This window comes from Cupriavidus sp. UYPR2.512 (assembly GCF_000379565.1).
Classification (GTDB): domain Bacteria; phylum Pseudomonadota; class Gammaproteobacteria; order Burkholderiales; family Burkholderiaceae; genus Cupriavidus.
The window spans coordinates 146,214-166,819 of the sequence record NZ_KB903162.1; the positions used below are offsets into that span (position 1 = coordinate 146,214).

Annotated in this window: 25 protein-coding genes; 2 read left to right on the plus strand and 23 right to left on the minus strand. The window is 64.5% G+C overall.

Annotated elements, in window-relative coordinates; all coding sequences use genetic code 11:
• Positions 1-29: 29 nt before the first annotated feature.
• Together A3A5_RS0128635 and petA are read right to left on the minus strand one after the other, a co-directional pair.
• Positions 30-1,433: a cytochrome bc complex cytochrome b subunit gene (locus A3A5_RS0128635; protein WP_018313900.1), complete on the minus strand. Its 1,404-nt coding sequence runs from the start codon at positions 1,431-1,433 to the stop codon at positions 30-32.
• 2 nt (positions 1,434-1,435) lie between these two features.
• A complete protein-coding gene (petA, locus tag A3A5_RS0128640) occupies positions 1,436-2,053 on the minus strand; it encodes a ubiquinol-cytochrome c reductase iron-sulfur subunit (protein WP_026201231.1) in 618 nt (205 codons plus the stop codon).
• A gap of 214 nt (positions 2,054-2,267) precedes the next feature.
• On the opposite strand from petA, the gene mscL reads away from it, so the two are divergent.
• Positions 2,268-2,693, plus strand: coding sequence for a large conductance mechanosensitive channel protein MscL (gene mscL, locus A3A5_RS0128645; protein ID WP_018313902.1), 426 nt, complete (start codon positions 2,268-2,270; stop codon positions 2,691-2,693).
• 72 nt (positions 2,694-2,765) lie between these two features.
• Here mscL and A3A5_RS0128650 read toward each other — a convergent pair whose 3' ends face one another.
• On the minus strand, positions 2,766-3,512 hold the full coding sequence (locus A3A5_RS0128650) for a Nif3-like dinuclear metal center hexameric protein (RefSeq protein WP_026201232.1): 747 nt from the start codon (positions 3,510-3,512) through the stop codon (positions 2,766-2,768).
• Positions 3,513-3,532: 20 nt separating this feature from the next.
• On the opposite strand from A3A5_RS0128650, the gene A3A5_RS0128655 reads away from it, so the two are divergent.
• Positions 3,533-4,726, plus strand: a complete 1,194-nt coding sequence (locus A3A5_RS0128655; RefSeq protein WP_018313904.1) for a Do family serine endopeptidase — start codon at positions 3,533-3,535, stop codon at positions 4,724-4,726.
• Between the two features lie 535 nt (positions 4,727-5,261).
• Here A3A5_RS0128655 and A3A5_RS0128660 read toward each other — a convergent pair.
• The 20 genes from A3A5_RS0128660 to A3A5_RS0128755 all read right to left on the minus strand — a co-directional run bounded on the left by A3A5_RS0128660 (position 5,262) and on the right by A3A5_RS0128755 (position 20,460).
• Positions 5,262-6,371 (minus strand): porin, encoded by a 1,110-nt coding sequence (locus A3A5_RS0128660; protein ID WP_018313905.1) that lies wholly within the window; start codon positions 6,369-6,371, stop codon positions 5,262-5,264.
• A gap of 241 nt (positions 6,372-6,612) precedes the next feature.
• Positions 6,613-7,410 carry a twin-arginine translocase subunit TatC gene (gene tatC / locus A3A5_RS0128665; RefSeq protein ID WP_018313906.1) on the minus strand — a complete coding sequence of 266 codons (798 nt, stop codon included), beginning with the start codon at positions 7,408-7,410 and terminating at the stop codon, positions 6,613-6,615.
• Positions 7,411-7,550: 140 nt separating this feature from the next.
• Positions 7,551-8,063, minus strand: a complete 513-nt coding sequence (gene tatB / locus A3A5_RS0128670) for a Sec-independent protein translocase protein TatB (protein ID WP_018313907.1) — start codon at positions 8,061-8,063, stop codon at positions 7,551-7,553.
• Between the two features lie 95 nt (positions 8,064-8,158).
• Entirely contained in the window at positions 8,159-8,392 is a 234-nt protein-coding gene (gene tatA, locus A3A5_RS0128675; RefSeq protein WP_010812321.1) for a Sec-independent protein translocase subunit TatA, read from the minus strand.
• 148 nt (positions 8,393-8,540) lie between these two features.
• On the minus strand, positions 8,541-8,897 hold the full coding sequence (locus tag A3A5_RS0128680; protein ID WP_018313908.1) for a histidine triad nucleotide-binding protein: 357 nt from the start codon (positions 8,895-8,897) through the stop codon (positions 8,541-8,543).
• A 63-nt stretch (positions 8,898-8,960) separates the two neighbouring features.
• Positions 8,961-9,353: a membrane protein gene (locus A3A5_RS0128685; protein ID WP_018313909.1), complete on the minus strand. Its 393-nt coding sequence runs from the start codon at positions 9,351-9,353 to the stop codon at positions 8,961-8,963.
• 60 nt (positions 9,354-9,413) lie between these two features.
• Positions 9,414-9,785, minus strand: a complete 372-nt coding sequence (locus A3A5_RS0128690) for a phosphoribosyl-ATP diphosphatase (RefSeq protein WP_018313910.1) — start codon at positions 9,783-9,785, stop codon at positions 9,414-9,416.
• Positions 9,782-10,186, minus strand: a complete 405-nt coding sequence (gene hisI, locus A3A5_RS0128695) for a phosphoribosyl-AMP cyclohydrolase (protein WP_018313911.1) — start codon at positions 10,184-10,186, stop codon at positions 9,782-9,784. The genes A3A5_RS0128690 and hisI overlap by 4 nt, the downstream gene beginning before the upstream one ends.
• A gap of 2 nt (positions 10,187-10,188) precedes the next feature.
• Positions 10,189-10,959 (minus strand): imidazole glycerol phosphate synthase subunit HisF, encoded by a 771-nt coding sequence (hisF, locus tag A3A5_RS0128700; protein WP_010812326.1) that lies wholly within the window; start codon positions 10,957-10,959, stop codon positions 10,189-10,191.
• 72 nt (positions 10,960-11,031) lie between these two features.
• Positions 11,032-11,778, minus strand: a complete 747-nt coding sequence (gene hisA, locus A3A5_RS0128705) for a 1-(5-phosphoribosyl)-5-[(5-phosphoribosylamino)methylideneamino]imidazole-4-carboxamide isomerase (protein WP_026201233.1) — start codon at positions 11,776-11,778, stop codon at positions 11,032-11,034.
• A 139-nt stretch (positions 11,779-11,917) separates the two neighbouring features.
• The gene (gene hisH / locus A3A5_RS0128710; RefSeq protein WP_035813874.1) at positions 11,918-12,571 is read right to left on the minus strand and encodes an imidazole glycerol phosphate synthase subunit HisH; all 654 of its coding nucleotides are present in this window, start codon (positions 12,569-12,571) and stop codon (positions 11,918-11,920) included.
• The gene (locus A3A5_RS0128715) at positions 12,568-13,191 is read right to left on the minus strand and encodes a YchE family NAAT transporter (RefSeq protein WP_010812329.1); all 624 of its coding nucleotides are present in this window, start codon (positions 13,189-13,191) and stop codon (positions 12,568-12,570) included. Before A3A5_RS0128715 ends, hisH begins: the two co-directional genes overlap by 4 nt.
• Positions 13,192-13,283: 92 nt before the next feature.
• Entirely contained in the window at positions 13,284-13,871 is a 588-nt protein-coding gene (gene hisB, locus A3A5_RS0128720) for an imidazoleglycerol-phosphate dehydratase HisB (protein ID WP_010812330.1), read from the minus strand.
• 4 nt (positions 13,872-13,875) lie between these two features.
• Positions 13,876-14,976, minus strand: a complete 1,101-nt coding sequence (gene hisC / locus A3A5_RS0128725; RefSeq protein ID WP_018313914.1) for a histidinol-phosphate transaminase — start codon at positions 14,974-14,976, stop codon at positions 13,876-13,878.
• Positions 14,977-15,012: 36 nt separating this feature from the next.
• Positions 15,013-16,350: a histidinol dehydrogenase gene (gene hisD / locus A3A5_RS0128730; RefSeq protein ID WP_018313915.1), complete on the minus strand. Its 1,338-nt coding sequence runs from the start codon at positions 16,348-16,350 to the stop codon at positions 15,013-15,015.
• A gap of 39 nt (positions 16,351-16,389) precedes the next feature.
• Complete coding sequence (hisG, locus tag A3A5_RS0128735; protein WP_010812333.1) at positions 16,390-17,064, minus strand: ATP phosphoribosyltransferase; 675 nt, start codon at positions 17,062-17,064, stop codon at positions 16,390-16,392.
• A gap of 9 nt (positions 17,065-17,073) precedes the next feature.
• Positions 17,074-18,324, minus strand: coding sequence for a UDP-N-acetylglucosamine 1-carboxyvinyltransferase (murA, locus tag A3A5_RS0128740; protein ID WP_018313916.1), 1,251 nt, complete (start codon positions 18,322-18,324; stop codon positions 17,074-17,076).
• Positions 18,325-18,402: 78 nt separating this feature from the next.
• Positions 18,403-18,651 (minus strand): BolA family protein, encoded by a 249-nt coding sequence (locus A3A5_RS0128745; RefSeq protein ID WP_018313917.1) that lies wholly within the window; start codon positions 18,649-18,651, stop codon positions 18,403-18,405.
• Between the two features lie 40 nt (positions 18,652-18,691).
• Positions 18,692-19,513, minus strand: a complete 822-nt coding sequence (locus A3A5_RS0128750; RefSeq protein ID WP_018313918.1) for an ABC transporter permease — start codon at positions 19,511-19,513, stop codon at positions 18,692-18,694.
• The gene (locus A3A5_RS0128755; protein WP_018313919.1) at positions 19,510-20,460 is read right to left on the minus strand and encodes an ABC transporter ATP-binding protein; all 951 of its coding nucleotides are present in this window, start codon (positions 20,458-20,460) and stop codon (positions 19,510-19,512) included. Before A3A5_RS0128755 ends, A3A5_RS0128750 begins: the two co-directional genes overlap by 4 nt.
• Between the last annotated feature and the right edge of the window lie 146 nt (positions 20,461-20,606).

Sequence of the window (20,606 nt, forward strand, 5' to 3'; positions counted from 1 at the left end):
CCTTGTGCTCTTGTCGGGGTTCGCGTCGCTCAGTGCGGGTGGAACGTGACACGCTCCGGCACCGGCTTGAACTCGCCGGCACGGCTCCACAGCGGCATGGTCAGGAAGAAGGCGAAGTACAGCAGCGTACCGAGCTGCGACACCTTTTCACCAACCGGCGACGGCGGTTGCACGCCGAGATAGCCGAGCACCAGGAACACCACCACGAAGACAATCAGGATGGTCTTGTGGAAAGCAGGACGATAGCGGATGGACTTGACCGGCGAGCAGTCCAGCCACGGCAGGAAGAACAGGATCACCACCGAGCCGCCCATCACCAGCACGCCCCAGAACTTGGCGTCGATGAAGTAGAAGCCCACGGCCAGGATCACCGCGATGGCGATGGCGCCGACCTTGATGCGTGCGTCCTTGCTGCGCAGGAACACCATGCCGAGCAGCAGCGCGAAGAACACCCACAGGATCGGCAGGAAGTTCGACGTGGTGGCACGCAGCATCGAATAGAACGGCGTGAAGTACCACACCGGCGCGATGTGCGGCGGGGTCTTCAGCGGGTCAGCCGGGAAGAAGTTGTTGTGTTCCAGGAAATAGCCGCCCACTTCCGGGAAGAAGAAGATCACGGCCGAGAAGAGAAGCAGGAAGCCGGCAACACCCAGCGTGTCGTGCACCGAGTAGTACGGGTGGAACGGGATGCCGTCCAGCGGGATGCCATTATCGCCCTTCTTGGCCTTGATCTCGACGCCGTCCGGATTGTTCGAACCGACTTCGTGCAGCGCGATGATGTGGGCAATGACCAGGGCCAGCAGCACCAGCGGCACGGCGATGACGTGGAACGAGAAGAAGCGGTTCAGCGTTGCGTCGCTCACCACGTAGTCACCGCGGATGAACAGCGACAGGTCCTGACCGATCACGGGAATCGCCGAGAACAGGTTCACGATCACCTGGGCGCCCCAGTACGACATCTGGCCCCATGGCAGCAGGTAGCCCATGAAGGCCTCCGCCATCAGGCACAGGAAGATCAGGCAGCCGAAGATCCAGACCAGCTCGCGCGGCTTGCGGTATGAACCGTACAGCAGGCCCCGGAACATATGCAGATAGACCACGACGAAGAAAGCCGATGCGCCGGTCGAGTGCATGTAGCGCACCAGCCAGCCCCAGGGGACTTCGCGCATGATGTATTCCACGCTGGCGAAGGCCACCGGAATGCCGGCGGCGTTCAGCGTGGCGTCGGGCTTGTAGTTCATCACCAGGAAGATGCCGGTGACGATCTGGATCACCAGCACCAGCAGCGCCAGCGAACCGAAGAAGTACCAGAAGTTGAAGTTCTTCGGCGCGTAGTACTTGGAGAGGTGGTCTTCCCACAGTTGGGTGGCGGGGAAGCGGGCGTCGACCCAGCCCAGCAGGCCGGTCGTCTTGACTTGTTTTTCGGCCGCCATGATCAGGCTTCTCCTTTCTCGTCCTTGCCGATCACGATCTTGCTGTCGGTCAGGAACTGGTAGGGGGGAACATCGAGATTCTGCGGAGCCGGCTTGTTCTTGAAGACGCGCCCGGCGAGGTCGAAGGTCGACCCGTGGCAGGGGCAAAGGAAACCGGGAGCGGCGCCGAGCTGAGAATTGGCACCGGAGGCGAAGGGGCCCGAAGGCGAGCAGCCCAGGTGGGAACAGATACCCACCACGACCAGGACGTCCTTATGGTCTGCGCGCGAACGGGTTTCGTTCTTGCAGTACTCAGGCGTCTTCATGGTAAATGGCACATCGGAATTGGGATCGGCCACCTCGCCGTCCGTCTTCTTCAGCGACGCCAGTTGTTCGTCCGTGCGCCGCATGATCCAGACCGGCTTGCCGCGCCATTCGACTGTCATCATCTCGCCTGGCTTCAGCGCGCCAATATCCGCCTCGACTGGAGCACCCGCGGCTTTGGCCTTCTCCGATGGTGCAAAAGTACTGACGAAAGGAACCGCTACCGCTACGCCTCCGACGCCGCCAGCGACGGATGTCGCGATCAACCAATTGCGGCGACCTTTATCCACGCTCTTCACGTCTTGCTGGTCACTCATTCCAAACCCCAGGGGAAGTCAATTTAGATTTTGCGTCAACCATAAAGTGTACCTTAGACACCTGCGCACTAGATAGGCAGAAAATGCCACGACCATGCGCGATTATCGGACATGCAACCCGGAAAGCGGCTTCGGTGCTTGCTTTCCGGCGAGTGATGCGGCAGGCTGCGAGCTTGAAACCGTTCATCGCTAGTGACAAGAAGGAGAACCCCCCATGGGCATGATCTCGGAATTCAGAACCTTCGCCGTACGCGGCAATGTCATCGACCTCGCGGTCGGTGTGATCATCGGCGCGGCATTCGGCAAGATCGTGGATTCAGTGGTCAATGACCTGATCATGCCGTTGGTGGGCCGCGTGGTCGGCAAGCTGGACTTCTCCAGCATGTTCATCGTGCTGGCGGATCCCCCACCCGGAACACCCACTACGCTCGATGCCTTGAAGAAGGCCGGCGTGCCCGTGTTTGCCTACGGCAATTTCCTGACCATCGTTGTCAACTTCCTGATCCTGGCATTCATCATCTTCCTGATGGTGCGTGCCTTTAACAGGATGCGCGCCGCGGAACCGGTAGCAGCGCCCGCCGCACCGCCTGAGGAAGTCGTGCTGCTGCGTGAAATCCGCGACAGCCTGAAGACCCGTTGATTGGTGCGCCGTACGCGCGCCGACCCCGGAAGATAAAACGGCCCCGATGAGGCCGTTTTGTTTTGCGTCAGATCAGACCGGATTAGGAATATCGATAAACGTATGGCGCAGGCCAAAGCGTTCGGCCACATGCTCGCCCAGCGAGCGGATGCCGTAACGCTCGGTGGCGTGATGCCCGGCGGCAAGGTAAGCCACGCCGCTTTCGCGCGCGAGGTGCGTGGTTTGCTCCGAGACTTCGCCGCTCAGGTAGGCATCGACACCCGCTGCAACCGCGGCATCGAAATAGCCTTGTGCCCCGCCCGTGCACCAGCCGACGGTGCGGATCATCTGGTCCGGCTCACCGATGGCAAGCGGCTCGCGCCCCAGCACACCACCAACGTGCGCGGCCAGCGCAGAGAGCGGCATCGGCGCGGGCAGCGTGCCGGTCCAGCCGAGCTGGTCGTCGCTGAAGCGGCCGGTCGGGGTAAAGCCGAGCTGCAGGCCGAGCTGGGCGTTGTTGCCGAACTCCGGGTGGTTGTCCAAGGGCAGGTGGAAGGCGAACAGGTTGACGTCCGCGCCAAGCAGGCGCTTCAGACGCGCGTGCTTCTGCCCGACCACGCGAGCATCTTCGTTTTTCCAGAAGTAGCCATGATGGACGAGGATGGCGTCGGCCCCCGCTTCGATCGCGGCATCGACCAATGCCAGGCTTGCCGTCACCCCCGTCACGACGTGTGTGACTTCCGGGCGACCTTGCACTTGCAGCCCGTTGGGACAATAGTCCTTGTAGCGGGAAACTTCCAACAGGTCGTTCAAGTACAATTCAAGCTCTTTTGTTTTCATTTTCTGCTCAAAACTCCAATATGTTGCGGCGCTTTTGGCTGTTCTTTGCCCAGGCTGTCACCGTCGTGCTGGCGGTCTGGTTCGTCGTGGCAACGCTCAAGCCTGATTGGCTGCAGAGGGGGCGCGTCGCGGTCCAGTCCGGTTCGCCCATCGTGGCGCTCAAGGAAGTCGTGCCAAATGTGTCCGGTCCTGCGGCCGAAGGGTCTTACAGCGAAGCCGCCCAGCTGGCCATGCCGGCCGTGGTCAATATCTTTACCAGCAAGAACGGCAACAAGCGCTCGCCCAACCCGCAGGCCGAGGATCCGTGGTTCCGCTTCTTCTTTGGCGACCGCCTGCCTGAGCGGCAGGAGCCGGTCTCCAGCCTGGGGTCTGGCGTCATTGTCAGCGCCGAGGGTTATATTCTAACCAACCACCACGTGGTCGACGGCGCCGATGAAATCGAGATCGCGCTGACCGACGGCCGCAAGGCCAACGCCAAGGTGGTGGGCTCCGACCCGGAAACCGACCTGGCCGTGCTCAAGGTGACGCTCAAGGACCTGCCCGCAATCACGCTGGGCCGGCTTGAGAACGTGAAGGTCGGCGACGTGGTGCTGGCCATCGGCAACCCGTTCGGCGTTGGCCAGACGGTGACGATGGGCATCGTCTCGGCGCTGGGCCGCAGCCACTTGGGCATCAACACCTTCGAGAACTTCATCCAGACCGATGCTGCGATCAACCCGGGCAATTCGGGTGGCGCCCTGGTGGATGCGCAGGGCAATCTGCTGGGCATCAACACCGCGATCTACTCACGCTCGGGCGGCTCGCTGGGGATCGGCTTTGCGATTCCCGTGTCGACCGCCAAGCAAGTGATGGAATCGATCATCTCCACCGGCAGCGTGACGCGCGGCTGGATCGGAGTCGAGCCGCAGGACATGACGCCCGAGATCGCCGAGTCGTTCGGGCTGGATGCCAAGGAAGGCGCGCTGATCGCCGCGGTGGTCCAGGGCGGGCCGGCCGACAAGGCTGGCGTGAAGCCCGGGGACGTGCTGACCAAGGTAAATGGCTTGTCGATCACGGACACGACCGCGCTGCTCAACGCGATTGCGCAGCTCAAGCCGGGCGTGGACATCAAGATGACGGTGATGCGCCGCGGCAAGGCGACGGACCTGACGGTGACAATCGGCAAACGGCCGCCGCCGCCGCGCCGGTCGCTGCCGTTTGAAGAGGAAGAATGAGTCCCGGCACGATATGGCCCTGACGAAAAACCCCGCCTTGGATGTGAACTGACCCCAAGAAGTTGGGCATCAACTTTTGGGGTGCAGTTCAGATGGCGGGGTTTTTTTGTGCCTGGCGGTTCGGTTGACCCTGGCATCGCGGTAACGGGCGAAGGCCGTGCGAGCATGGACCAGGGACTGAGCGGCAGGACACCACTCCTCTATGACTTGCAGGCACGGGGAAACCGCACTGCAGACCACAGTGGCACGACGGGCCGCCGTGGACAGATGCAACGTCACGGTGAGGAATCGACGCGCAGACCACTCATACTGGGCGCTCACCCGATCCAGGCGCGATGAAGCACGATGCCTGCATTCCGCTTTCCCGCCCTCGCCCCTGGCCTCGATGCACAACATGACCGGTACAGCATGGCAACTACGCGCGTGGCATGCTTGTGCCAATATTTTCCCGCAGACATGACAAAAGGCCGGCATCCTTGCGGATGCCGGCCTTTTGCTTCAAGCCAATCCTAAGCGAGCTTACGCCCGCGTCAGATTAGAACTTGTGACGCAGACCAACCACAGCACCGATCTGGTTCGCGCCCGGCTTGACGTTCGTCGTGCTCGACGTGTTGAAGCCGTTCACGCCCAGCTGCGAGCCCTTGTCGTTCAGAGCGTACGACACCGAGGTGTACACGTCGGTACGCTTCGACAGCGCGTAGTCGGCCGTGACCACGAACTGCCACGGATCCGCGCTGGTGTTGCGGAAGTCTTGGTAGTACGCAGCGCCCGACAGCGAGAACGCCGGGGTCAGCTGGTAGCCCAGACCCAGCCAGTACAGGTTCGAAGCCGTAGCAACGGTCGTCAGACCATTTGCAGTCGCGGTGCCGCCAGGCAGCGAAGCGCCGTCGAAGGCCTTGGCCCAGCGATAGCCGGCGTAGACCTTGGCCGGACCGAAGGCGTAGTTGGCGCCGACGGTAGCACGACGAACCTTCTGGCCGCTTGCGTCGACCGGAGCGGCTGCCGGACCGGTCGTGGTGCCGTGCGTTTCGTCATAAGCAGCACCAACCGAGAACGGGCCAGCTGCGTAGCTCACCAGCGCGCCGTACTCTTGGCCGCGGCGGAAGGCGCCGGCGGTTTCGTTGCCGTTGTTGTTGAAGCTGTAGAACGCCGAAGCGGTCAGGCCACCGAAGGTACCGACGTACTTGACGGTGTTGTCGGCACGCGAAGCAAACGCGGCATCCTGACCCAGGATACCGTAGCGCGACGAAATGGCCATCGGGTCGTAAATCAGACCGAAGTCATAGAACGAGGTCTGTTGACGGCCCAGCAGCAGCGAACCATATTGGCTTTGCAGACCGACGTAGGCTTGACGACCGAACAGACGACCGTCTTGGGCCGAAGTACCGTTGTCCAGGTTAACGCCGCTTTCCAGCACGAACACGCCCTTCAGGCCGCCGCCCAGATCTTCCACGCCACGCAGGCCCCAGCGCGAACCGGACTGGTTGCCCGACGACATGCGGAACACGTCATCGCCAGCGGTGTTGGCATGGTTGTTGTACTCGATGCCGACGTCAGCCACGCCGTACAGGGTTACGCTCGATTGGGCATACGCGCCACCAGCGGCCAGAGCGGCGACGGCAGCAGCAAACAGTTTCATCTTCATATCGACACTTTCCTTGTCAACTGATTGGGAAATCTTGGTTGCCCAAGTACTTGGGCGACGCATTTACGTTCACGTCTGTTGCGTATTATGTGCCAGCCCCCCCGGCCGTCAGAAGGCTTTTTCGGCGTAAACCATGCCTACTGGCGGTTTTTGTTGTCGGGGAGCAACAGGAATGGGCGGGGAAATCCCCGTTTTGGTGCAAAACGGGGGTGGCAGGCCGATAAGACCTCCCTCAGCCGAATTAATCCGGCTGCGTTTCCCCTGAAGCGGTGGCTTCAGGTGCCGGACGGCCGATAAAGCGCGCCAGCAGTAGTCCCAGTTCATAAAGCGCCACCAGCGGCACGGCCAGCAGCAACTGCGACAGCACATCGGGCGGGGTCACGATGGCCGCGATGATGAACGCCCCAACAATCACATAGGGACGGATCTGCTTGAGCTTGTCCAGCTCCACCACACCGAAGCGCACCAGCACGATCACCACCACCGGCACCTCGAAGGTGATGCCGAAGGCCAGGAAGGTGGTCATGGCAAAGCTGAGGTATTTGTCGATGTCGGTCGACATCTCCGCCCCCAGCGGCGCGTTGTAGTGCGCCATGAAATGGAACACCGTGGGGAACACCAGGAAATACGCGAACGCCACGCCGCACAGGAACAGGAAATAGCTGCTCGATACCAGCGGCAGGATCAGGCGCTTCTCATGCTGGTACAGGCCGGGCGCGACAAACTGCCAGATCTGGTACAGCACCCACGGCAGCGCGATCAGGAAGGCCACCAGCAAGGTGACTTTCATCGGCACGAAGAACGAGCCGGTGACGTCGGTCACGATCATCTTGCCGCCCTTGGGCAGCGACTCCATCAGCGGCGCGGCAAACAGGTTGAAGATGAGCGGCGCCCAGTAGACCAGGCTGACGAAGACCAGGATGATGCCGGCCACCGCCTTGACCAGGCGTTGGCGCAGCTCGACCAGGTGGGAAATAAAGGTTTCCTGCTGCGACTCGTCTTGCGGGTCTTGGGGATCTGGGGACCGGGTGTCGCTCATGGCGTGAACCGCTCAGCCGCGGGGGCTGGCAAGGTGGATCGATGGAGCCGCAACGCGGCGGCGCGCGAGTGCAACCAAGACTGCGGCCACGACGGCAGCGGCCGGAACGACGGCCGGCAAGGTGTTGCCGCGGCGCATGCTCACTCGAAGAAGGATCGGGATGGCCGGGTGACCGGCCGGTGGCGCTTGACGCGCGCCGCGCCCGACTGCACCCAGACGCGGACATTGTGCTGGCGCTTGAACCAGAGCGGGCGGGCACCCTGCTTGACGCGCCAGCTCTTGCGCCCGTTGTGCGCCTTGTGGGCCGCATCCCAGCTTGGCACGAAGCCGCCACCGGCGTCGGCGCTACCGCCGCCGCTGGTACCCTCGGCACCGCCCAGGGCTTCGTTCAGCGCCTGGGTCTGCTCGCTGACTTCCTTGTGGATGGTGCGCTCGACATCGCGCGCGGCGTCCTCGAATTCCGTGCGCATCTTGCGCAGTTCTTCCAGTTCAACCTCGCGGCTGACTTCGGCCTTGACGTCGTTGATGTAGCGCTGCGCCCGGCCGACCAGCGCGCCCACCGTGCGCGCAACCTTGGGCAGCCGTTCGGGACCGATCACGATCAGTGCCACGGCGCCGATCAGCGCCAGCTTGGAAATGCCGAGATCAATCATGCGGACACATCATGCGGACAACATGCGGAAAAGCGCAGGCGCGGGACGACACGCAGGCAGCGAGGTTTGCGTAGAAGGGATGGCACACCGCCGGATTACTGCTGGCGGGTCTTTTCCTTGGCTTCGACGTCGATGGTGGTGGAGTCGCGCAGTTCCTTGGACTGGGCAGGATCGGCGGCAGCCTTGCCTTCGCCATCCTTCATGCCATCCTTGAAGCCCTTGACCGCGCCGCCCAGGTCCTGGCCGATATTGCGCAGTTTCTTGGTGCCGAACACGAGCATGACGATCACCAGCACGATCAGCCAGTGCCAAATGCTAAACGAACCCATTTCTTGCTCCTGATGAAGCCGCGGGCGCAATCAGATATGCCCGGACCCGTTGTTCCGTCCCGTTATGGCCGCGCCGGGCGACGGTTGCCGGCGCAGCTTCTGCCCGGGGCGTTGCCGCCGCGGGCGCTCCCATGCCAAGGCTGCCCGGTCAGGGCAGCGGTGCCTTCCACGCGTGGCGCGGCCCACCCAGCACATGCAGGTGCAGATGGTAGACCTCTTGCCCACCGTCCGGGCCGGTATTGATCACCGTCCGGAAACCGTTGGCGCAGCCTGCCGCACGCGCCAGTTCAGGCACCTTCAGCATCATTCTAGCAAGCACCGCCCCTTCGCCGGCGCCGCAATCGGCCAGCGAGTCGACATGCAACCTGGGAATGACCAGCAAGTGTACCGGGGCCTTGGGATGGATATCGTGGAAGGCCACCATGTCGTCGTCTTCATAGACCTTGCGCGACGGTAGCTGGCCGGCCACGATCTTGCAGAAGATGCAATTATCCTGAGCGTTCATGAAGATTTCATTGCGACGGCCGCGGCACCCGGTGTCACCTTCGCGCGCCCGGCCTGCCCGGCATCAGAACTGCTGATCCGGGTACATCGGCTTGCTGTCATTCAGGTACAGCCAGCCCTTGACGATACGATACAGCATCCACAGCGACAGCACGCCCCAGGCGGCAAAGGCCAGCGGCATCAGCACGACTGTCGCAAACAGCACCCCGCCCAGCACGCCCCAGACCACCGACCACCAGAACGAGCGGATCTGCCAGGCGAAGTGCGAGGCATACAACGAGCCGCGCGCGTCGTCGCGCTTGACGTAGCCGATCACGATGGCGATCAGCGCGGTGATGCCGCCGGTGAGCCAGAAGATCGCGTACAGCGCATACAGGATGTGCAGCAGCTTGCGCAGGCTGCTCAACTGTTCGCCGCTTGGGGTAGTGACTTGCCCGGTGTAGTCGTTCGCCATCATTGCCCTTGGTTAGAAGCCTGCCTTGCGGGCAGGCTGAAGACCGGCCGGCGCCCGCGCCAGCTAGTCCTTGCGCCGGGCCTTTTCCTCGAGGCCGGACAGCCCCTCGCGCCGCGCGAGCTCGTTGACCACATCCGCCGGCGTCAGGCCGAAGTTGGCCAGCAATACCATGCTGTGGAACCACAGGTCTGCCACTTCGTAGACCACCTTGCCGGCCTCGGCGCCAGTCTGCCCGGCGGCGCGCGCGTCCTTGGCGGCCATCACGGTCTCGGTGGCTTCCTCGCCGATCTTCTTCAGGATGGCGTCGTCGCCCTTGCTGAACAGGCGCGCCACGTAGGACTTGTCGGGATCGCCGCCGTTGGCGGGCTTGCGCGATTCCAGCACTTCGGCCAGGCGCGCCAGGACATCATTGCTGCTGAGTTGGGTGTCGCTCATGGCTTGGTGTAGATCTGGGCAGGGTCCTTCAGCACCGGCTCGACCGTCTGCCAGTCGCCGGCTTCCACATCGCCCTCGAACTTCTGGAAGAAGCAGGAATGGCGCCCGGTATGGCAGGCGATATTGTCGATCTGGGTCACCTTGAGCAGCACCACGTCTTCATCGCAGTCCAGGCGGATCTCATGCACCTTCTGCACGTGGCCAGACTCTTCGCCCTTGTGCCACAGGCGCTTGCGCGAGCGCGACCAGAATACGGCCTCGCCCAGCTCCACGGTGCGCTGCAGCGCGTCGCGGTTCATGAACGCGAACATCAGCACGTCGTTCGAGCCGGCTTCCTGCACGATCACCGGCACCAGGCCGTTATCGTCCCATTTGACTTTGTTGAGCCACTTCTTTGCCATGATCAGATCCGCACGGGAATGCCCTCGCGGGCCATAAATGCCTTGGCTTCGCCCACGGTGTGTTGCCCGTAGTGGAAGATGCTGGCGGCCAGTACCGCGTCGGCGCGGCCCCGGGTGATGCCGTCGGCCAGGTCCTGCAGGCCGCCGACGCCGCCCGAGGCGATCACCGGCACCGGCACCGCGTCGCTGACGGCGCGGGTCAGCTCCAGGTCGAAACCGCTCTTGGTGCCGTCGCGGTCCATGCTGGTCAGCAGGATCTCGCCGGCGCCGCGCGCGGCCATTTCACGCGCCCATTCGACCGCATCCAGCCCGGTTGCCTTGCGCCCGCCGTGGGTGAAGACTTCCCAGCGCGGCGCTTCGCCCGGGGCGGAACTGCGCTTGGCGTCGATCGCCACCACGATGCACTGTGAGCCGTACTTGGCGGTCGCGTCCGACACCAGCTGCGGATTGGCGATAGCTGACGAGTTGACGCTGATCTTGTCCGCGCCGGCATTGAGCAGCCGCCGCACGTCTTCGACCGTGCGCACGCCGCCGCCCACCGTCAGTGGGATAAAGACCTGCGAGGCCACATCCTCGATGATGTGCAGCATCAGGTCACGCCCGTCGCTGGTCGCGGTGATGTCCAGGAATGTGATTTCATCGGCGCCCTGCTCGTCATAGCGGCGCGCGATTTCCACAGGATCGCCCGCGTCGCGCAGCTCGACAAAGTTGACGCCCTTGACCACCCGCCCGTTGGTCACGTCCAGGCAGGGGATGATACGTTTGGCTAGCATGAGATTCCTTGTCCGCCGCAGCTCCCGGCCAAACGCCGGGCCCAGCGGCGGCTGCGCCCGCGGCGCGTTGCCTTATTGCCCGTCGCGCAGCTTGTCGGCCAGTGCCTGCGCGGCGGCAAAGTTGAGATCCCCGGAGTAGATCGCGCGGCCACAAATGACGCCTTCGACACCTTCGCCCTCGACCGCGCAGAGGTGGTCGATGTCGGCCAGGTTGGACAGCCCGCCGCTGGCGATCACCGGGATCGACATCGATTGCGCCAGCTTGACGGTGGCATCGATATTGATCCCCTGCAGCATGCCGTCGCGGCCAATATCCGTGTAGATGATGGCCTCGACGCCGTAGTCCTCATACTTGCGTGCCAGGTCCGCCACCTCGTGGCCGGTCAGCTTGCTCCAGCCGTCGGTCGCCACCTTGCCATCCCTGGCGTCCAGGCCAACGATGATATGGCCGCCGAAGGCCGAGCAGGCGTCCTTCAGGAAGCCGGGGTTTTTCACCGCGGCCGTGCCGATGATGACGTACGACAGCCCGTCATCCAGCCAGCGTTCAATGGTGTTCAGGTCGCGGATGCCGCCCCCCAGCTGCACCGGGATCTCATCGCCGACCTCGGCGATGATGGCCTTGATGGCCTCCTCGTTGCGGGGCTTGCCCGCGAACGCGCCGTTCAGGTCCACCAGGTGCAGGCGCCGGGCGCCCTGCTCCACCCAGTGGCGTGCCATGGCGGCGGGATCTTCGGAAAAGACGGTGGCCTGGTCCATGTCGCCTTGTTTGAGGCGTACACACTGACCGTCCTTCAGGTCGATGGCCGGAATGAGCAACATATGCGTGACGAGCGTGGTTGAGTGATAGAAGAGTGAGCGAGACCGGCGCTGCCGGTCAGGTCGGGTCGATAGTCGATCGGAAACAGGTCGGGTGACGGGTCGAGTTAGCGGTCGATGATCGGCAAAAAAACGAATCGGGTCAGGGATTCCAGTGGACGAAGTTCCGGTACAGCTGCAGGCCCAGGGCCGCGCTCTTTTCGGGGTGGAACTGCGTCGCGAAAATATTATCGCGCGCTACCGCGCTGGTAAATACGACTCCGTATTCCGTTTCACCGGCAACATGGGCCGGGTCCTGCGCCTGCACATAGTAACTGTGGACGAAATAGAACCAGCTGTCGTCCGGGATACCATCCCACAGCGGGTGCGGCCTGGCCTGGCGCACCCGGTTCCAACCCATCTGCGGCACCTTGTAGCGCGAGCCGTCGGGCTGCGTCATGCCGTCCAGCGCAAAGCGCACCACCTGGCCGGGCATCAGGCCCAGCGCCGGCGTACGGTCCGCGCCGGCCCGGCTTTCGGTGCTGAACTCGAACAGCATCTGCTCGCCCACGCACACACCCAGCATCGGCTTGCTGGCGGCGGCCTGCACCACCGCTTCCTGCAGCCCGGACGCGCCCAGCGCCGACATGCAGTCGGGCATCGCGCCCTGGCCGGGCAGCACCACGCGGTCGGCCGAGCGGATGCCTTCGGGGGCATCCACCACGCGGACGTCCGCTTCCGGCGCCGCGGCACGCAGCGCCTGCGCCACCGAGCGCAGGTTGCCCATGCCGTAATCCACAATTGCTATGGTAGTCATGATTTCAAAACAGGCAACAATGTCTTCAGCCCGTCGACAATGAATTCCACGGCCAGCGCCGACAGGATCAGCCCCATCAGGCGCGTGCCGATATTGATACCGGTGCGGCCGATGACCCGGGCGATCGGGTCGGCCGCGCGAAACACCAGGTACACCACCGCACCGATCACCACGCCCAGGCCGACCAGGATCAGCAACTGGTACCAGTGCTGCGTCTTGCCGGCATAGACGATCACCGTGCTGATCGAGCCCGGCCCGGTCAGCAGCGGCAGCGCCAGCGGCACCACCGCGATGCTCGACTTTACCTCGGCCTCGTCCTCTTCTTCCGGCGTGGCCTTGGTGCGGCTGGTCTGCGCGTTCAGCATGTTCATGGCCATCATGATCATGATGAGCCCGCCACCCACCTGCAGCGACGCCACCGAGATATTGAAGAACTCGATGATCTGCTGCCCCAGCAAGGCCGACACCGCCACCACGATCGCCACCGAGACCGATGCGATCTTGATGGTACGCAGCTTTTCCGCTTCCGTCTGCAGGCTGGTCAGGCTGATGAAGAACGGGATCGCCCCGATCGGGTTGATCAGCGCCAGCAGCGAAATAAACGACTTGAGCGTATCCATCGGTTGCGGGTCGCCAGCATCGCTGGCCAGGTTCAGACTTGGAAGGTCAGCGGGCGCCGCAACCAGCCGGCACGCCTACCGTGGTGGAAAGGTCAGAGCGTACCCTTGGTCGACGGGATCGTGTTCGCCGCGCGCGGGTCCAGCTCCACCGCCATGCGCAGTGCCCGGCCAAAGGCCTTGAACACGGTTTCGCACTGATGGTGGGCATTGATGCCGCGCAGGTTGTCGATATGCAGGGTCACGCCCGCATGGTTGACGAAGCCGCGGAAGAACTCAATGGTCAGGTCCACATCGAAGCTGCCCACGCGCGCACGCGTGAACGGCACATGGAATTCCAGGCCGGGGCGGCCGGAGAAATCGATCACCACGCGCGACAGGCATTCGTCCAGCGGCACATAGCTGTGGCCGTAGCGGGTGATGCCTTTCTTGTCGCCGATGGCCCTGGCAACCGCCTGGCCGAGCGTGATGCCCACGTCTTCCACCGTGTGGTGGTCGTCGATATGCGTGTCGCCGGTGGCTTCGACCTCCAGGTCGAACATGCCATGCCGGGCGATCTGGTCCAGCATGTGGTCAAGGAACGGCACGCCGGACGCCAGTTTCTGGCGGCCGCTGCCGTCGAGATTCAGGGAAACGCGGATTTGCGTTTCCGAAGTATTGCGGGTGACCTCTGCAACACGCATGGTGTTAATCCTGCAGCGACGCTGCGAATGCCTCAAGGAACTGCGCGTTTTCTTCGGGGGTGCTGACCGTGACGCGCAGACAATTGGCCAGCAACGGGTGCATTTTACTCACGTTCTTGATCAAGACCTTCCGCGCGAGCAGCCGGTCGAACGTCTGTGCGGCATCCGGCACGCGCGCCAGCAGGAAGTTGGCGGCGCTGGGGAACACCGTGACCCCGGCCTGCGCGGCCATGCCGTCGGCCACGCGGGTGCGTTCGGCGCGCAGTTGCGCGGCCTGCTCATCCAGCACCGACACATGATCCAGCGCAAACAGCGCGGCGGCCTCGGTCAGCACGTTGACGTTGTAGGGCGGGCGCACCTTGTCCAGCTGCGACAGCCATTCCGGCGCGCCGGCCAGGTAGCCCAGGCGGATGCCGGCCAGGCCCAGCTTGGAAACGGTGCGCATCACCAGCAGGTTGCCGAACTCCGCCAGGCGCGGCATCCAGCTTTGCTGGGCGAACGGCTGGTAGGCCTCGTCCACCACCACCAGGCTGTTGCAGACCTCGCCCTGGGCGGCGCGGATGATGGCCTCCATGTCGGCGGCATCGAACAGGTTGCCGGTGGGGTTGTTCGGGTAGGCCAGGTAGATGATGGCGGGCTGCTGCCCGGCCATCGCGGCCAGCATGGCGGCACGGTCCAGCGTGAAGTCGGCGCGCAGCGGCACGCCCACGAACTGCAGGCCGGCAAACTGCGCCGACATCGCGTACATGACAAAGCCCGGCACCGGCGCCATCACCTTCGCACCGGGCTTGGCCGCGGCCAGCGCCAGCATGCTGATGATCTCGTCCGAGCCGTTACCAAGCAGCACGTCCATGCCGGCGGGCACCTGCATCACGGTCTTCAGCTTGGCACGCAGCGCCTCGCTGCTGGGCACGGGGTAGCGGTTCAGCGCGACTTCGCCCAGCCGCGCGGCCAGTTCCTGGCGCAGCGCGGGCGGCAGCTGGTACGGGTTCTCCATCGCGTCAAGCTTGACCAGACCGTGCGAATCCGGCACGTGGTAGGCGCCCATGGCGCGCACGTCGTCACGGATGATGCGTTCGATCAGGGAGGGCTCTACGGCTGACATGGAAACTCCAGTTTTTGGCTACGTTGGTTCAGTCGATCAACTGCGTTTGAAGCGGTATTCCGCGCTGCGGGCGTGGGCCTGCAGGCCTTCGCCATAGGCCAGCTCGGCGGCGATCTGGCCGAGCATCTGGGCCCCGCCCTCGCTCACTTCGATCAGGCTCGAACGCTTCTGGAAGTCATAGACGCCCAGCGGCGAAGAGAAGCGCGCGGTGCGCGAGGTCGGCAGCACGTGGTTCGGGCCCGCGCAGTAATCGCCCAGCGACTCGCTGGTATAGGGGCCCAGGAAGATGGCGCCGGCGTGGCGGATCTTCTCGCTCCACTGGCGCGGGTTGCCGGCGGAGATCTCCAGGTGCTCGGGCGCGATCGCGTTGGCGATCTCGCAGGCCTCTTCCATGTCGCGCACCTTGATCAGTGCGCCACGGCCGGAGATCGACGCGGCAATCACCTCGCGCCGCGGCATGGTGCCGAGCTGGCGCTGGATGCTGGCTTCGACGCGGGCGATATAGCCGGCGTCCGGGCACAGCAGGATCGACTGCGCCAGCTCGTCGTGCTCGGCCTGCGAGAACAGGTCCATCGCCACCCAGTCGGGGTCGGTGGTGCCGTCGCAGATCACCAGGATCTCGGACGGGCCGGCGATCATGTCGATGCCGACGGTGCCGAACACGCGCCGCTTGGCCGCGGCCACATAGGCATTGCCCGGGCCGACGATCTTGTCGACCTGCGGCAGCGTCGCCGTGCCGTAGGCCAGGGCGCCAATCGCCTGGGCGCCGCCGATGGTGAACACGCGGTCCACGCCGGCGATCTGCGCGGCGGCCAGCACCAGCTCATTGCGCACGCCATCCGGCGTGGGCACGACCATGATGATTTCCTTCACGCCCGCCACGCGCGCCGGAATCGCGTTCATCAGCACCGACGACGGGTACGCGGCCTTGCCGCCCGGCACGTAGATGCCGACGCGGTCCAGCGGCGTCACCTTCTGGCCCAGCATGGTGCCGTCGGCCTCGGTGTATTCCCAGCTGTGGCTGCCGCATTCGATCTTCTGCTTCTCGTGGTAGGCGCGCACGCGCGCGGCGGCGGCCTCCAGCGCGGCGCGGCGCTTGGGTTCAAGGTCTTCGAGCGCGGCTTCGAGCTGCTGCTGCGACACCTCCAGCGCGCCCATCGACGACGCTTCCACGCGGTCAAAGCGCTTGGTGTATTCCAGCACCGCGGCATCCCCGCGGGCCCTCACGTCGGCCAGGATCTGCGCCGCGGCGCGATCGATGGCCTCGTCCTCGCCAGCCTCGAAGGCCAGCACCTGGCCCAGCGCCTCGGCAAAGCCAGGCTTGCTTGAATCGAGCCGGCGGATCGGCAGGTTTTCCATTTCGGTTGCGTTCATGACTACTTTCCTCTCAGTCGGCGCGGGCCTGGTGTGGCCTTACGCCAGCGCCGCCGAAGCCCGTTCGAATGCGTCGAGAATCGGCGCAAGCCGCTCGCGCTTGAGCTTGAGCGCGGCCTGGTTCACCACCAGCCGCGACGAGATCTGCACGATCTCTTCGACTTCGACCAGGTTGTTGGCGCGCAGCGTGCTGCCAGTGCTGACCAGGTCGACGATGGCGTCGGACAGGCCCACCAGCGGGCCCAGCTCCATCGAACCGTACAGCTTGATCAGGTCGACGTGAACGCCCTTTTTCGCAAAATGCTCGCGCGCGGTCTGCACGTACTTGGTGGCTACGGCCAGGCGCGCGCCCTGGCGCACCGCGTTGGCGTAGTCAAACCCGGCCGGCACCGCCACCGACATGCGGCAGCGCGCGATGTTCAGGTCGATCGGCGCGTACAGGCCGGCCATGCCGCTTTCCATCAGCACGTCCTTGCCGGCCACGCCGAAATCTGCGGCGCCGTACTGGACGTAAGTCGGCACGTCCGAGGCGCGCACGATCACCACGCGCACGGCCGGGTCGGAAGTCGGCAGGATCAGCTTGCGCGAGGTCTCGGGGTCCTCGGTGACGCGGATGCCGGCGGCTTCCAGCAGCGGCAGCGTCTCGGTGAAGATGCGGCCCTTGGACAGCGCCAGCGTCAGCTGGTTGGGCGATGCGTTGAAAGTGGGGCTCATCGGACTTCCTCAGGCAATGCGGCGGATCTTCGCGCCCACTGCCGACAGCTTGTCTTCCATGCGGTCGTAGCCGCGGTCCAGGTGATAGATGCGGTCGATCACGGTCTCGCCATCGGCCACCAGGCCGGCGATCACCAGGCTGGCCGAGGCGCGCAGGTCGGTCGCCATCACGTTGGCGCCCGACAGGCGCGGCACGCCGTTGACCACCGCGGTATTGCCTTCGACCGCGATGTCGGCGCCCAGGCGGTTCAGCTCCTGCACGTGCATGAAGCGGTTTTCGAAGATGGTTTCGGTCACGCGCGCGGTGCCTTCGGCCACGGCATTGAGCGCCATGAACTGCGCCTGCATGTCGGTCGGGAAGGCAGGGTACTCCGAGGTGCGGAAGCTCACGGCCCTGGCGCGTTCCGGCATCGCCAGGCGGATCCAGTCGGCGCCGGTCTCAAGTTTTGCGCCGGCTTCGCGCAGCTTGTCGAGCACGGTGTCGAGGATGTCCGGCTGCACGCCGCGCAGCACCAGGTCGCCCAGCGTCGCGGCGGCGGCGCACAGGAAGGTGCCGGCCTCGATGCGGTCAGCGATCACGCTGTGGCTGGCGCCATGCAGGCGCTCCACGCCCTGCACCACCAGGCGGTCGGTGCCGATGCCTTCGATCTTTGCGCCCATCTTGACCAGCAGGTGGGCCAGGTCGGTCACCTCGGGTTCGCGCGCGGCGTTTTCCAGCACGGTTTCGCCGTCGGCCAGCGTGGCGGCCATCAGCAGGTTCTCGGTGCCGGTCACGGTGATCATGTCGGTGACCACGCGCGCGCCATTCAGGCGCTTGGCGCGGGCATGGATAAAGCCGTGCTCGATGCTGATCTCGGCGCCCATCGCCTGCAGGCCCTTGATGTGCTGATCGACCGGGCGCGCGCCGATGCCGCAGCCGCCGGGCAGCGAGACGCGGGCCTCGCCGAAGCGGGCCACCAGCGGGCCCAGCACCAGGATCGAGGCGCGCATGGTCTTGACCAGCTCATACGGGGCCTCGAGCACGTTGACGTCGGCGCCGTTCAGGGTCACGCGGGCGCCATCCAGCTCGGCCTGCATGCCCATCTGGCGCAACAGCTTGAGGGTGGTGCGCACGTCCTGCAGGTTCGGCACATTGTCCAGCGAGACGGTATCGGCCGTCAGCAGGCCTGCGCACAGGATCGGCAGGGCGGCGTTCTTGGCGCCCGACACGCGGATTTCGCCCTTCAGCGGGCCATTGCCGTGGATCTGGAATTTGTCCATGTTCTGTCGTCTGGGGCCGGGCACACGCCCGGCGTCATGGTTCTGGGGCCGCGCGGGCGCGGCGCATATTGGCGGGGCTTACTTGCCGTCGCCCGCCTGCCACTCGGCAGGCGTCAGCGTTTTCATCGACAGCGCGTGGATCTCGGCACGCATGCGGTCGCCCAGCGCGGCATAGACGCGCTGGTGGCGCTGGATCAGCCGCTTGCCTTCAAATTCGGCGCTGACGATGGTGGCAAAGAAGTGCTGGCCATCGCCCTCGACTTGCAGATGTTCGCAGGGCAGTCCTTGGGCAATGTAATCCCTGACTTGTTCCGGTGTAGGCAGCATTGGGTTCTCTTCAGCGTGATTCAGTATGGCCGGCCACAGTTCAGTGGCGCAGCTTGTATCCGGACTTCAGCAAGCGCAGCGCCAGCGCGGCCAGCACCACGAACGCCGATCCGACCACCGCCAGGCTGAACAGCGGCGACACGTCCGAGACGCCGAAGAAGCCATAGCGGAAGCCGTCGATCATGTAGAAGAACGGATTGGCATGGGACACCGCCTGCCAGAAGGCCGGCAGCGAATGAATCGAATAGAACACACCGGACAGGAAGGTCGCCGGCATGATCAGGAAGTTCTGGAACGCGGCCAGCTGGTCGAACTTCTCGGCCCAGATGCCGGCGATCAGGCCCAGCGTGCCGAGGATGCCCGCACCCAGCAGCGCAAAGACCAGGATCCAGCCCACATAGGCAAATTGCAGGTTGGCAAACCAAGCCGTCACCAGCAGCACGCCCAGGCCCACGGTCAGCCCGCGGATCACCGAGGCCACCACGTAGGCACCGAACATCTCCCAGTGCGACAAGGGCGGCAGCAGCACGAACACCAGATTGCCGGTGATCTTGGACTGGATCAGCGATGACGAGCTGTTGGCAAACGCGTTCTGCAGCACGCTCATCATCACCAGGCCGGGCACCAGGAAGGCGGTGTAGCTGATCTGGTCATAGACCTTGACCCGGTCTTCCAGCACATGGCCAAAGATCAGCAGGTACAGCACCGCGGTCAGCACCGGCGCGGCCACGGTCTGGAAGCTCACCTTCCAGAAACGCAGCACTTCCTTGTACAGCAGGGTGCGGAAACCCACCAGGCCGCCCACGGCCATCGGCCCAAGGCCGGTGTCTTCCAGGACCTCGATATCGCCAGGCTGCTTCATGCCACGGCCTCCATCGCCGGATCGGGCAGCGCGCCGGGCATATGCCCCTCGCGGCGCATGATCTGCACAAATACGTCCTCGAGGTCGGCCTTGTTGATTTCCATGTCTTCAATGTCACAGCCCGCCTCGCGGCAGGCGGCCAGGATCGGCTCCACTGCCTGGTAGCCCGACAGGCGCAGTCGCACCGCGCGCTCGCCCGGGCTGGACGGCATGCGCAGCGGCTCCAGCGCCGGCGGCAGCCCGCCGCGCGCAAAGGTCAGCACCAGCTGCAGGCCGGCAAACTGCGTCAGCAGGTTGCTGGTGCGGTCCAGCGTCACCACCTCACCGAACTTGAGCATGGCGATGCGGTCGCACAGGGCCTCGGCCTCTTCCAGGTAGTGCGTGGTCAGGATGATGGTGTGCCCTTCCCGGTTCAGGCGCGAGATGAATTTCCACAGCGTCTGGCGCAGTTCCACGTCCACACCGGCGGTGGGCTCGTCCAGCACGATCACCGGCGGGCGGTGCACCAGCGCCTGCGCCACCAGCACGCGCCGCTTCATGCCGCCCGAGAGCTGGCGCATATTGGCGTCGGCTTTCCCGGTCAGGTCCAGGTTGGCCATGATCTCGTCGATCCAGTCGTCGTTGCGGGTCAGGCCAAAGTAGCCCGACTGCAGCCGCAGCGTCTCGCGCACCGTGAAGAACGGATCGAACACCAGCTCCTGCGGCACCACGCCCAGCATACGCCGGGCCATCCGGTAGTCGGCGACGACATCGTGACCAAGCACACTGACGCGGCCGGAATCGGCGCGGTTCAGGCCGGCGAGGATCGAGATCAGCGTGGTCTTGCCGGCGCCGTTGGGCCCGAGCAGGCCGAAGAATTCGCCGCGTTCGACGGTGAAGCTGACGCCCTTGAGCGCCTGCAGGTTGCGGTAGCGCTTGCGAACGTCGTGGATTTCAATGGCTTTCATGGCCGATTGTTTGTGGCGGGTCCGGCTTTTTCGGAGCCGGCCGCCGGGAATTTGGGAGCAACTGCGTGCCCGGACTTCCTGGCCCGGCGTGGCATGAACCGGTAACAGGCGGGGGATGGGCGAACAACGCGGAATTATAGGGGATG

Coding starts and splice junctions, on each gene's coding strand:
- hisI (WP_018313911.1), bottom strand. CDS start 10,186: ATGGCAAAGAAGTGGCTCAACAAAGTCAAATGGGACGATAACGGCCTG.
- hisD (WP_018313915.1), bottom strand. CDS start 16,350: ATGAACGCAACCGAAATGGAAAACCTGCCGATCCGCCGGCTCGATTCA.
- tatC (WP_018313906.1), bottom strand. CDS start 7,410: ATGAGCGACACCCGGTCCCCAGATCCCCAAGACCCGCAAGACGAGTCG.
- hisG (WP_010812333.1), bottom strand. CDS start 17,064: ATGAGCCCCACTTTCAACGCATCGCCCAACCAGCTGACGCTGGCGCTG.
- A3A5_RS0128715 (WP_010812329.1), bottom strand. CDS start 13,191: ATGGATACGCTCAAGTCGTTTATTTCGCTGCTGGCGCTGATCAACCCG.
- A3A5_RS0128745 (WP_018313917.1), bottom strand. CDS start 18,651: ATGCTGCCTACACCGGAACAAGTCAGGGATTACATTGCCCAAGGACTG.
- hisH (WP_035813874.1), bottom strand. CDS start 12,571: ATGACTACCATAGCAATTGTGGATTACGGCATGGGCAACCTGCGCTCG.
- A3A5_RS0128635 (WP_018313900.1), bottom strand. CDS start 1,433: ATGGCGGCCGAAAAACAAGTCAAGACGACCGGCCTGCTGGGCTGGGTC.
- A3A5_RS0128680 (WP_018313908.1), bottom strand. CDS start 8,897: ATGAACGCTCAGGATAATTGCATCTTCTGCAAGATCGTGGCCGGCCAG.
- murA (WP_018313916.1), bottom strand. CDS start 18,324: ATGGACAAATTCCAGATCCACGGCAATGGCCCGCTGAAGGGCGAAATC.
- hisA (WP_026201233.1), bottom strand. CDS start 11,778: ATGTTGCTCATTCCGGCCATCGACCTGAAGGACGGTCAGTGTGTACGC.
- tatB (WP_018313907.1), bottom strand. CDS start 8,063: ATGATTGATCTCGGCATTTCCAAGCTGGCGCTGATCGGCGCCGTGGCA.
- hisF (WP_010812326.1), bottom strand. CDS start 10,959: ATGCTAGCCAAACGTATCATCCCCTGCCTGGACGTGACCAACGGGCGG.
- A3A5_RS0128655 (WP_018313904.1), top strand. CDS start 3,533: ATGTTGCGGCGCTTTTGGCTGTTCTTTGCCCAGGCTGTCACCGTCGTG.
- A3A5_RS0128755 (WP_018313919.1), bottom strand. CDS start 20,460: ATGAAAGCCATTGAAATCCACGACGTTCGCAAGCGCTACCGCAACCTG.
- mscL (WP_018313902.1), top strand. CDS start 2,268: ATGGGCATGATCTCGGAATTCAGAACCTTCGCCGTACGCGGCAATGTC.
- A3A5_RS0128650 (WP_026201232.1), bottom strand. CDS start 3,512: ATGAAAACAAAAGAGCTTGAATTGTACTTGAACGACCTGTTGGAAGTT.
- tatA (WP_010812321.1), bottom strand. CDS start 8,392: ATGGGTTCGTTTAGCATTTGGCACTGGCTGATCGTGCTGGTGATCGTC.
- petA (WP_026201231.1), bottom strand. CDS start 2,053: ATGAGTGACCAGCAAGACGTGAAGAGCGTGGATAAAGGTCGCCGCAAT.
- A3A5_RS0128750 (WP_018313918.1), bottom strand. CDS start 19,513: ATGAAGCAGCCTGGCGATATCGAGGTCCTGGAAGACACCGGCCTTGGG.
- A3A5_RS0128685 (WP_018313909.1), bottom strand. CDS start 9,353: ATGATGGCGAACGACTACACCGGGCAAGTCACTACCCCAAGCGGCGAA.
- A3A5_RS0128690 (WP_018313910.1), bottom strand. CDS start 9,785: ATGAGCGACACCCAACTCAGCAGCAATGATGTCCTGGCGCGCCTGGCC.
- hisC (WP_018313914.1), bottom strand. CDS start 14,976: ATGTCAGCCGTAGAGCCCTCCCTGATCGAACGCATCATCCGTGACGAC.
- hisB (WP_010812330.1), bottom strand. CDS start 13,871: ATGCGTGTTGCAGAGGTCACCCGCAATACTTCGGAAACGCAAATCCGC.
- A3A5_RS0128660 (WP_018313905.1), bottom strand. CDS start 6,371: ATGAAGATGAAACTGTTTGCTGCTGCCGTCGCCGCTCTGGCCGCTGGT.